Genomic DNA, 10,715 nt, shown 5'->3' on the forward strand with positions numbered 1-10,715 from the left:
GCTTACCTTTGACGATTCGAACCGGCCGTTCAAGTAAACAATTCACCAATTGGTTATTTTATCGTGAGGCGCCGCGCGGCACACCGCAAAAGCGAAAATGGCCCGCTTGGGGCGAGCCATTGACCGGTGACGTGTTTTTGTTGGTCTAAGGTCAGGAGGCTCTGACATAAGCTCCGGCTTTCGATCGCGAGGCTTTTGCTGTCAAGGTCGCGGCGGTGGCTATCGGCTCCGATCGTTACGGATCGGAACGTTTCGATAAGAAAATGTCCGTACCCGTGGAGATTTAATGTCGTATATTTCCTTTTACGTACACGTCATATTCGTGCCCAATTTCCCTCGTTGAAGGCGGGCGCTAGCCTGAGTTTGCCGTGCAGCACGGATCGCCGTGAGCCCCCTGCCAGGCATCTCGGCTAGCACCAGGACGGCGCGCTGCCGCTTGTTCGGATATCAGCGGCCTGCCTTCATCGCGGCACGCAGGCAATCGTTGATACGCTCCTGCCAGCCGGAACCGTCTTCCTGGAAGAAGGCCAGCACGTCGCTGTCGATCTTGATCGACACCATTTCCTTTGCATTCGGGATAGCCGGTCGCTCGACCGCCGGCGCCGGCTGTTTCTTGGCAGGTTTGAACAAGGCTTCCGCCGCGTCCATTGCATTGACGGGGCGTCGTGGTGTCGTGGCCATCATGTGTTCCTGTGTCAGTGAGATTCTCTTGAAAGGTCGCCCACCCGTCAGCGGTCGTCAATCACCTCGGTATCGGGCCGGTCTCCGCCGCTGGCATGTTCCGTGTGCCAAGAGCCATCGGCGGTCTGGTACTGGATCTCCGCATCGCGGCCTTCCACATGCTGGCGACTTGCCGCGGCCTTGGCGGCGGAAAGAGCGGCATCATGTGTCGGAAATGTTTCGGACCAGACATCGCCAAGGCGGTATCCATAGCCACCATCGTGCTGTCCGACGTGGTAGGTAATCTGCATCGTGCTATCTCCTGCTGCGCCCACGGCCATTCGGATGGGCTCATGGATACCTGGGACGCAGAAGGCTTGAGGTCAAGCCGGGTGGTCTTTGCTGTGCCGTCAGCAGGGTGATGTTGATATCGGTGATCACATTTGTGATGGCGGGCGGTTGACCCGCGCCCCAGGCAGAGTGTGAGGTTTGCGCGCACTCAATTGGGAGCGATCGCCATCTGCTCGACCTCGATGCCGCTCGGCTCGCCGATGTTCATCGTTCGCGTCGGTTTCGCCGCCGGCTTGGGTCGCCTTACCGCTCGCTGGATGGCGGCGCCCAAGGCCGCGCCGTCGATCTGGCTCGGTTGCTTCATCTGCGCCGCCTTCGATGAAGGCGGTGCGGGCGCGGCGGAAGCGATCACCGGCTGAGGCTGACCGAGCCGCCCCGGTTTCAAGCGCACACCGACCAGTTTCTTGGCGTTCGCATCATAGGCGCACTCGAACGTCATTCTGATCCACTCTTTCTTCGGCGTCACGAAGCGGATGGAATCTCCACGGTAGATGACAACTGAGGATTGTCCCTCGGGCGGGTCGGCCTCCTGGAAGAAGCTGGCATAGGGGCGGTTTACCCATTCGAAATCGATCGGCGCTTGGGCCTCGATCGGACGAGCACACATTTGAGCGACCGTTTCGGAATTGGAGCGGATGCAATCGGCGTCACACAGGGTCGCGGGCGCAGGCGCCGTCGAAGCGGTCTGTTGCGCGATAGCTGGTGTCGAGAAAACGGCGGGCAAGATCACGCATGCCATGAGAGCGTTACGCACGGACATCGATCGCTCCTCCCCGTCAGTTCCGCGTTTTGCGATCAGACAACACTAGTCCCGGCAAATGTTCAACGCGGATGTTGAAATATTAGCGACATATTATGTACGCCTTTTGGATGATCCCCGTTTGAAACGATTTACAGTTGTATAACGTATATATTTGTGTGCTTTATTAAGAAATCGGTAACCATGGGTGTATTGCGTCAGTTCCGAATACAAGCGGCACAGAAAAATTCTCACAATTGGAGGACGAAAATGAGAATGAATCTTCTTTTGTCTACGGCTGTCGTCGCGCTTATCGGCGCAACGTCTGCCTTCGCGGGCAGCAATACTGTGTATTTTACGCAGAACGACAACAGTCAGACTGCCCAAATCAACCAGGGTGGCGATCACAACACGATCGGCCAGTCATGGCGTCCCTTCGTCCAGCAGAACGGCGGTCTTGCCGGCTATAACCAGCTTGTCGTCAACCAGTCCGGTAACAATAACTGGGTTGCGCGAGATTTGCAGGGCTATCAGTCGGGCACGCAGAACACTGCCGTGATCAACCAGGCCGGCAACCAGAACGACGTGGAGTTGCAGCAAGCGGGCACGCAGAACGGCATTGGCTACATCGCATATAACAACGGTGGCGCATACAATTCCATCCAACAGGACAGCACTGCGGCGTCTAGCAAGGTCAGCGTTCTCCAGAACGGAAGCCTGAACGGCTTCGACGTCCTGCAGGGGGGCGGTAGCAACAATGCCTCGTTGACGCAGACGGGGACAGGCGGCGTAGCCTACGTTCGCCAGGGCACCACCGGTTATGATCAATCTACAGGTCGTTGGATCGGCGGCGGCAGCAACAATGCGATCGCGATCGGCCAGAACAGCTGGAGCGGCAACGCAGTCGTTGCCATGCAGGGGAACGGTGATGGCAACAACATGACCCTGACCCAAGACGGTGATCAGCTGTATACCAATGCGTGGCAGAGCGGTTATTCCAACACCATCTCCTCGTCGCAGACCGGCGTGGGCTCGACTGCGTGGATCAGCCAGAATGGCGCCAGAAACTACGCCCAGAGCAACCAGGGCTATTATGCCACGGCGAACCTGACCCAGACTGGCAACGACAACCAGATCTACGGTTCACAGTTTGGCGGTCAGGCGGGCTACTCCAACGTTGCGACCGTCACCCAGTATGGTTCGGGCAACTACGCGAACTACAGCCAGAGCGGCTACGGCGGAAACAGCCTGTCCTTGTCCCAGACCAACGACAGCAACATCTCGGTCACCGCGCAAAACGGTGCCGGCAATATTCTCAGCATTATTCAGAACTAACCGCAGTGCATAAAGTGGGGCGGCTACGTCGCCCCACTTCCACAGGAGGGGTGGAATGGGTGGAATGGATATGGGGTCTCCCCCAGCAATTTCGTGCTCGGTCGATGCCACGCGCTCGAAGAGCGCAATCCGCCTGAGGGGGCGGATCGTCAGTCCCGTGCCGGCTTTCGGCAAATATCGCTTCGAGGTTCTCAAGGAGGGCCGGAGCGGCAATTCCAATGTCACGCAATCCGGCTCCTTCAGCATTCCGACCAGCGATCCCGTTTTCGTCGGTGAATCGAAACTCGATTACGCCAGGGGCACGCGCGTTCGCGTGCAGCTGAGCGGCGATGCGCTGGGCGCCGAGTTCGAATGCGTCTTCGACGAGGTCTCCAATGGGAAATAGATTTGCGTTTCAATTCGCGCCGGCGGCAGCCGGGGTGCTTCTCTCGCTGGTGGGCGCCACGGCTTCCGCGCAGGACGCGGGATCGGCCTATACCGATCTCGGAAACTATCTGCTGGCACCTCCGGCCACCAGCACGGCCACGGCGGGCGGCGGCGGCAATGTCGCGTCGATCGAGCAGACCGGATCGAACAACACCGCCTCGATCATTCAAAACGGCGCCGCGAACCGGATTTCCGAGACACAGATCGGCGATGGCAACTGGGTGTCCTACTCTGTGACGGGCGACGCGAACACGGTCGACAGCCTGCAGGTCGGCAACAACAACAGTGCCAGCGTTGCGCTGACAGGAAGCAACAACACGGTCTTGCAGACTCAGATGGGCAATGGCCTCAGCTACGGCCTGTCCTCGACGGTCAGTGGACAGACGATCACGATCCAGCAATTCAGCCAGAGGTAAGGGCGATGGCACAACGTCTGAGAAGTGTGGTGGGTGGCCTTGCGGTTCTGCTCTCGGCCTGCGCGGCGCAGGCAGGCAGCCTGGTCTATACGCCCGTCAATCCGGCCTTTGGCGGCAGCCCGCTGAATGGCAACTGGATGATGTCGCAGGCCGATGCACAGAACCAGTTCAAGGAGAGCGGCAAGTCCGCGATATCGGGCCCCTCGGCGCTGACCCCCGGGCAGATGTTCGCCAACCAGCTGACCAGCCAGCTCTATGCCTCGCTGGCAAACCAGATCACCGAATCCCTTTTCGGCGCGAATGCGCAAACAAGCGGAAGCTACACGCTGGCGGGAACGACGATTTCGTTCGTGCGCGTCGGCGGCGAAATTCAGATCACCATCAATGACGGCTCGACGATCACCAACGTGACCGTGCCTGCGACCCCGTAAAGCGTCTCAACGTCTCGTGGAAGTACAGCGTATGAAAATGGTTCGAGTTCTCGCTATCCTCAGTGCCTTGCTGCTTACGGGCTGCGTGGAGACGACCGCCACGAAGGAGCCACTGCAGCAGCCGCCGGTGGTGACACCGCCGTCGCCGACGCGCACCAATCTCGAAAACCTTCCGCCGCCGGCCAAGAAGGTCGATATCGCCGTTTACCAGTTTCCCGATCTCACCGGGAAGAACGAGCCGAACGACAATGTCGCCGTGTTCTCTCGCGCCGTGACCCAGGGTGGCTCCGGACTGATCATCGATGCGCTGAAGCGCGCGGGCGGCGGCAACTGGTTTACCGTGGTCGAGCGCACCGGCCTGAACGATTTGTTGCAGGAGCGCCAGCTGATCCGCGCGACGCGGCAGGAATATTCGATGGACGCGATGAAGACATTGCCGCCCATCCGCTTCGCCGGGCTGATCGTTCAAGGTGGTATCCTGACCTATGACGCCAACACCATCACCGGCGGCGTCGGAGCGAATTTCCTCGGCATTGGCGCCGATGCCCAATATCGCCGCGATGTCGTCACCGTCGGCGTCCGCATCGTATCGGTGCAGACGGGCGAAGTGCTGTTGAGCGTCACGACGACGAAGACCGTCTATTCGGCCGGGGTGAACGCCAATGTCTACAAGTTCGTTTCAACGGACAAGCTGCTGCAGATCGAGGCCGGCTACACCCGCAACGAGCCGACGCAGCTCGCCGTGCGGCAGGCGATCGATCTCGCGGTCTACGCCACCGTCATGGAGGGCGTGCGGTCCGGAATATGGAGCTTCAGCAATCCCGCCGTCGCCACGCCGCTCGTCAATGAATACGTCAAGCGCGATCGGCCGGGCGACGTCGCGGCAATCGAAAGCGCGGAGGCCGTCAAGACCTTCTGACGTCGATCTCAATGCCGCTCGTGCGCGAACACCCAGTCTAGCCCAGCTGATGAATTTTCACCTGGGGGACGACGGATTTGGCAATGTCGCACAGATGCAGATGGTGCGTGAGATAAATGACCTGACCGACCTTCGCCATCTCGCCAAGCAGGCGGAACACCTCTTCGGAGCGCGGGTTGTCGAAGCTTTCCATGATATCGTCGGCGACGAAGGGCACAGCCGGCCGAACGGCCGCGAACTCCTCGTATCCCGCCAGCCTGAGCGCCAGATAGAGCTGGAACTGCGTCCCCGTCGACATGGAATCGGCAAGCTTCGATCCGCCGTCACGCGATACGCCGATCAGGATCTCCTTATCCTTGTCGGGTTGCGTGGCGAGGCCCGTATAGTTGCCGCCGGTGATTGTCTGAAACGCTTGTGAAGCGCGGTTCATCATCGAGCTTCTATGCTTGTCGCGGTAGAGATGCAGCGCCTGTTCGGCCGCCATCGTGCCGGTTCGCAATGTGAGGTAGCGGATGGCGAGCGCCTCGATTTCAAGCAGCAATGTGCGCCGTTTCGCTTCGATGCGGGCAACGGCGTCGTCTCCACCCACGGCATCGAGCTTGTCCTGGGCGCGGGTCATGTCGGCGTAAAGCTCGCGCGCACGCTCCGTCAGATCCTCGATCCGGGCGGCGAGGCTCAGCGCGCTGTGCTCGACCTCGGCGGCGTCGATCTCCGACAAAAGCCGGGCGCCATCCTCGTAGGTTTTCACGCGTAGTCCCTGGGTGATCTGCTCGCGCAGCTCCGCCATGCGCCGCTCGATCCGGTCGCGTTCCTTTGCCGCGTCGAGGTAGGTTCCGACAGCCGCCAGCGTATCGGTGCCGAAATAGCCAGTCAGTTCCGCCTTGCGGGCGTTGTGAATGGCAAGCTCCGCGTCGAGCGTGTGTCGGTCGGCTTGCAGCGTTTCAAGTGTCGTCTGTCTGTCGGCGCGATGCTGGCGGTCGCGCAAGGCGTTGTTGTAGCGCTCGACGAGCGCATTTGCGGCGGCGAGCACGTCGCCCGAACCAATATCCGTCGCCAATTGGCCGAGCATGTTTGAAAGCTCGGCCCGAAACTGCCTCTGGTCGTGCTCCATCGCCGACACCCGTTGAGCCAGATCCTGACGTTCCTTTAAGACGCCGGGCAAGCCTGCAAGGGTAGCCAGAATGGCGCCGACGGCGGCGACGGACGTGGCCCTGTCGGCGAACCATGTGCCGGAAAGCACCTCCGACCAGGCATCGCGCCACCCCTCCGCGGCCAGGACAGCCTGCTGCTGCTCGCGCTCCCGCTCCGCTACATCGCGCGTCAGGCCGGTTACCGCCTTCCGATGGCTGGCGCGCGCCTCCTCCCGGCTCCTGCTGTCGGCGAGCAGTCTCGCGGCCGCGCGCGTCAGCTCGCCAATCGGCATCTCGCCGTCGAGCCACGCGCCAGCCTCGGCCAGAGCTGCCTCAAGCGCGGCGCGATGCCGGCCGAGTTCGGAGCGCAGCGCCTCCAGTTCATAGCCGACCTTCTTCAGATCGTCCCGGGCGGAAAGCGCCGTACTTCGCTTGCCGATCCAGCTCTCGAGCGCTGCGAGCCGCTCCAGCGCTTCCGATCCGCCTTCGGTGGCGTCGGGCAGGTAGGCGCCGATCTTATCGGCCAGGGTATGGTGTTCCCCCAACGCCTCCGCGAGCAGTTCTTCCTGCCGGTCGATGGCGGCCGCTCCGGTGGTGGCGGCGAGCGTCAGCTGCCGGAGTTCGGCCAGGTCCTTGGCCCGGGCCAGCCGATTGTCTGTTGCGGCATCATCCTGCCGCATCGCCCGTTCGAATGTGGAAGCGGTGGTGCTGTCGAGCGTAGCGAGGTGGCTTTGCCAGGCCGCGTCACGCGCGCCGCGAAGCGTTTGCGCCGCGCCGTCGTCGACCGTGCCTTCGCTTGCGAAGGCGGCAATCCGGGCCAAGGTCGCCGCTCGTTCACTGGTGAGGTCGCGAAGCTTGTCGCGATGTTCGCTCACGCGCCTGTCGAGCGACGTCGCCTGCGATCGCCACATATCCAGCTGCCGGGCGTCCGCCGCCTTCATGGCCGCCAGCTCATCCAGGTCGCCCGACCAGGGTGCGAGCAGCGCGACGCGCTCATCGAGATTGCGGTGCAGCTGGTGATAGGAGCGTTCCTCGATGGCAAGGCGCGAGACGAGCTCCGTATCCGTCAGCCTGGCCAGCGCGGTCTCGATGCGAGATTGCGTGTCTGGGTCAAGCCCCGTTCCGCCATCGATTTCGGCCGCATCTTCCCTCAAGCGGTTTAGGCCGTCCCTGGCGCGCTTGAGCTCGCGCTCGGCGGAGGCGATCTCCGCCTCTATCCCCGAACGCTTCTCCATCAGGTCGCGTATCGCGCTGACGGATGGCGCCGGCAGCAACAGCCTTTGCGGATTTTCATGTCCGGCCTGATCGAGATCGAACAGCAATCGCGATAACATGCCCTCCTGTTCGGCCAGCGCGATCTTGCGTTTCGGCAGATCGTCCGCGGCTGCCCGGTAGCGCGCCCGTCCGATCTCGAGTGTCTCGATGGCGGAGGCGATCGACAGGGCCTGTTCATCGACCACCATGCCATCGATCTCATCCGACAGCTGCAGAATGGAGCGTTCCGCGGTTTCAAGGAGCGCCTGCAGCCGGGTTTCGTCGCGCGAAAGCTGCGGCAGCAGCGAGAACCAGTCCGCCGGCGGGCGCGGCAATTCGCCGAGCCCGGTGAATTCCGCAGCAAGGCGATCGAGCTCGGATGTCAGCGGTAGCGTCGTCAGAATACGCTGCATATAGGTGTGCCGAAGTTTCGCCTCAGCCAGTTCGGCGCTCGCTGCATCGTAGGATGCGCTCGTTTGGCTCAATGTCGCCGCGAGCACGGAATAGCCAGCGGCGAAGGTGTCGATGGCATTGCGCTCGTTCTTCAGCGTCTCGAGCGCTCTCTTCAATTCGGCGAGTTTCGTGCTTGACGAGCGCTTGCGATGGATGGCCGCCGCGTCGTCCGCCGCCATGACCAGCGATCTGTTGAGACCCGCCAGACCCGAGCTTGCCGAAAACAGCAATTCGCCCAGTTCGCCCTTGCTCTGAATGATCGCCTGGCCGCCTTCCTTCAAGGAATGATCATCGAGCGAGAACATCGTCCGGTAGGCATCGCGACCGATCCCGCCGAGTGCTGCCGACAGCATGCCCTCGTTGACCGGCTGGCCGTTACTGTCGACGAGGCTGCCGGTCCGGCGCTTCAGCCGTACCAGCTCGTGTTCGGCCCCGTCGAACTCGAGCCGGGCGCCGATCTGCATGGAATTATAGGGATGAATGAAATTGTAGTTGCTGGTGGCGCCAATCCCGAACAGGAGATCGAGAAAGGCGTCGAATGTCGTCGACTTTCCGGCCTCATTCAGGCCGTAGATAATGTGCAGGTCAGGCTGGCCCTTGGAGAGCGCGCCGAAGTCAATCGAATGGTCGGTGAATTTCCCGTAGCGGGTCAGGTCGAGACGGCGAAGGCGCATCAGTTCTCTCCGTGATCCCAGGTCTTCATCCGCGCGGTGATGTCGTCGGCGCCGTCGAGCATCAACTCATCGATGAAGCGCTCGAAGCTCGCCGGGTCGTCGCCGGCAAATCGGCGGCTTTCCGCCGGCAGATCAGCAAGCAGATCCTTCACCATCTCGCCGATCTCGTCACGAAAGCCGGCGCTGGCCATGACCCGGTCGCGCATCAGCTGGCCAAGCTCGTTGACCGGGTCCGCCGTCGTCTTGCCGACCCCCTCGGCCGTGTGCACGGCAAGCTCCAGCTTCTCGATCCACGTCTGGCCAATACGCTCGCCGCGTTCCTCGGCCTCGGTGCGCAACAGATCGATGTCGCGATGCAGCCGCCATGACAGCGGTGTCTGCCCGGTAAGCCGCAAGCGCGCGACGAGATGCGGCGAGGTGGTCGCCTCGCGTTGCCGCGCGAGCGCCAGCTCGATCGCGCCCGCCGCCTCGCGCCACTCCGAGATATCGGTGAGATCGACAGTCACTCGTTCGAACTGGGCGACGCTGGTCAGGCGCTCCTCGATCGTAATCGTCCTGTCGTCGGCAATCGTCACCAGCGATACGGTCTTGGCGCCGGCCTCGTTGATGTCGCGGCCCTGCGGCATACCGGGCATGATCACCGCGCGCGGGCCGTGATGGTGTGTCCGCTGGTGGATATGGCCAAGCGCCCAGTAATCGAACCCGGAGGCATGCAGCTCCGAGACGCTGCAGGGCGCGTAGACGTCGTGCCCCTGCGCGCCGGCAAGGCTCGTATGCATGATGCCGATATTGGCCGCGCCGGCGACCGGCGGCTTGAATTTTGGCAGCAGGGATTCAGGGGCTTGCGGCTTGGCGAAACTCAGCCCGTGGATCGCGATATCGAGACCATCCTTGACCCGCTCGACGATGTCGGCGCGACCGCCAAACACCTTGACGTTGTCAGGCAGCACGAGTTCCTGGGTGATCCTGGAAAGCGCGTCGTGGTTCCCCCGGATCTTGTAGACGGCGATCCCAGCCGTATTCAGCCGCTGCATCTGGGCAGCCAGAAAACGCGCCGTCTTCATCGACGTCTGGTCGCCGTCATAGAGATCACCGGCAATGATCAACGCATCGACCTGTTCTTCAAGACAGAGATCGATGATCGAGACGAAGGCCGCGCGCGTGGCGTTGCCGATCAGTTCGGCCAGCGCCTCGTCGCGAAGCGCCAGTGAGCGCAGCGGCGAGTCCAGGTGAATGTCTGCTGTGTGTATGAAGCGAAACGGCATCTAATCCTCTATGGTGCGCGTCACTATATGGCAGATAGGTCCCGTTGATGCCACCATCCGAGGATGCCGGGCTTGGTGGGGCAGGGTAGGGTAGGGTAGGGTAGGGTAGCGCCGTTCCGACCCATTTGCGGCGTCCAGCAGCCCTGTTTGAAAATTCGCATTTAAAAACAGCTTGTTGTCGGAAACTGCGATTTTTTGAAAAAGGTCTGTTGACTTGTTTGGGTGAGGAGCCTTATAAGCCGCTTCACGGAACGAGGGCGGCGGCGCTGCTGGCGACGGTGACTTTCGCTCTGGATTTCTTTGAATTGGCTGCGATGCTGATTGGTTCCGGGCTTTGTGTCTGGGACGGGGAATTTCGACTGGGTTTGCCTGGTCTGTTATTTGACAATTGAAGATGAGAAGAAAGAGAAACGTGGGCGGCGGAGTTCGCGGATCGGGCAGAGATACCTGATCTTTGAAAGAGACTTTGGCGGTCACGTTTATCAAGAGAAGTTACACTGGTCTTTGGTGTTGGGGTTTCGGCCTTGACGCTTAGAGGACAGGTGTGAAGTTCTCGTCGATTCAAGTAACGTGACGTAAATGCCAATGATTGAATTCTCAACATGAGAGTTTGATCCTGGCTCAGAACGAACGCTGGCGGCAGGCTTAACACATGCAAGTCG

General features: G+C 61.2%; 10 protein-coding genes and 1 rRNA gene. 6 read left to right on the plus strand and 5 right to left on the minus strand.

What is annotated here, in order from left to right; all coding sequences use genetic code 11:
• Positions 1–447 precede the first annotated feature (447 nt).
• The 3 genes from GGQ67_RS03835 to GGQ67_RS03845 all read right to left on the minus strand — a co-directional run bounded on the left by GGQ67_RS03835 (position 448) and on the right by GGQ67_RS03845 (position 1,741).
• Entirely contained in the window at positions 448–681 is a 234-nt protein-coding gene (locus tag GGQ67_RS03835) for a BrnA antitoxin family protein (protein ID WP_183898822.1), read from the minus strand.
• Between the two features lie 47 nt (positions 682–728).
• Positions 729–971, minus strand: coding sequence for a DUF2188 domain-containing protein (locus GGQ67_RS03840; protein WP_183898823.1), 243 nt, complete (start codon positions 969–971; stop codon positions 729–731).
• 188 nt (positions 972–1,159) lie between these two features.
• A complete protein-coding gene (locus tag GGQ67_RS03845; RefSeq protein WP_210279508.1) occupies positions 1,160–1,741 on the minus strand; it encodes a hypothetical protein in 582 nt (193 codons plus the stop codon).
• A gap of 285 nt (positions 1,742–2,026) precedes the next feature.
• Here GGQ67_RS03845 and GGQ67_RS03850 point away from each other — a divergent pair, with 285 nt between their 5' ends.
• From GGQ67_RS03850 to GGQ67_RS03870, 5 genes are read left to right on the plus strand one after another with little or no spacing between them, the layout of a single operon-like run.
• A complete protein-coding gene (locus GGQ67_RS03850; protein WP_183898825.1) occupies positions 2,027–3,085 on the plus strand; it encodes a curlin in 1,059 nt (352 codons plus the stop codon).
• 55 nt (positions 3,086–3,140) lie between these two features.
• The gene (csgH, locus tag GGQ67_RS03855; protein ID WP_183898826.1) at positions 3,141–3,470 is read left to right on the plus strand and encodes a curli-like amyloid fiber formation chaperone CsgH; all 330 of its coding nucleotides are present in this window, start codon (positions 3,141–3,143) and stop codon (positions 3,468–3,470) included.
• Positions 3,460–3,927 (plus strand): hypothetical protein, encoded by a 468-nt coding sequence (locus GGQ67_RS03860; protein WP_183898827.1) that lies wholly within the window; start codon positions 3,460–3,462, stop codon positions 3,925–3,927. Before csgH ends, GGQ67_RS03860 begins: the two co-directional genes overlap by 11 nt.
• Positions 3,928–3,932: 5 nt before the next feature.
• On the plus strand, positions 3,933–4,358 hold the full coding sequence (locus tag GGQ67_RS03865; protein ID WP_183898828.1) for a curli production assembly/transport component CsgF: 426 nt from the start codon (positions 3,933–3,935) through the stop codon (positions 4,356–4,358).
• A 31-nt stretch (positions 4,359–4,389) separates the two neighbouring features.
• A complete protein-coding gene (locus GGQ67_RS03870; RefSeq protein WP_343056461.1) occupies positions 4,390–5,277 on the plus strand; it encodes a CsgG/HfaB family protein in 888 nt (295 codons plus the stop codon).
• A gap of 37 nt (positions 5,278–5,314) precedes the next feature.
• Here the strand turns inward: GGQ67_RS03870 and GGQ67_RS03875 are convergent, their stop codons facing one another.
• Complete coding sequence (locus tag GGQ67_RS03875; protein WP_183898829.1) at positions 5,315–8,788, minus strand: AAA family ATPase; 3,474 nt, start codon at positions 8,786–8,788, stop codon at positions 5,315–5,317.
• Positions 8,788–10,053 carry a metallophosphoesterase family protein gene (locus tag GGQ67_RS03880; RefSeq protein ID WP_183898830.1) on the minus strand — a complete coding sequence of 422 codons (1,266 nt, stop codon included), beginning with the start codon at positions 10,051–10,053 and terminating at the stop codon, positions 8,788–8,790. Before GGQ67_RS03880 ends, GGQ67_RS03875 begins: the two co-directional genes overlap by 1 nt.
• Positions 10,054–10,651: 598 nt before the next feature.
• Here GGQ67_RS03880 and GGQ67_RS03885 point away from each other — a divergent pair.
• Positions 10,652–10,715 (plus strand): 16S ribosomal RNA (locus GGQ67_RS03885); the annotation flags it as partial.

This window comes from Rhizobium metallidurans (assembly GCF_014196505.1).
Lineage (GTDB): Bacteria > Pseudomonadota > Alphaproteobacteria > Rhizobiales > Rhizobiaceae > Rhizobium > Rhizobium metallidurans.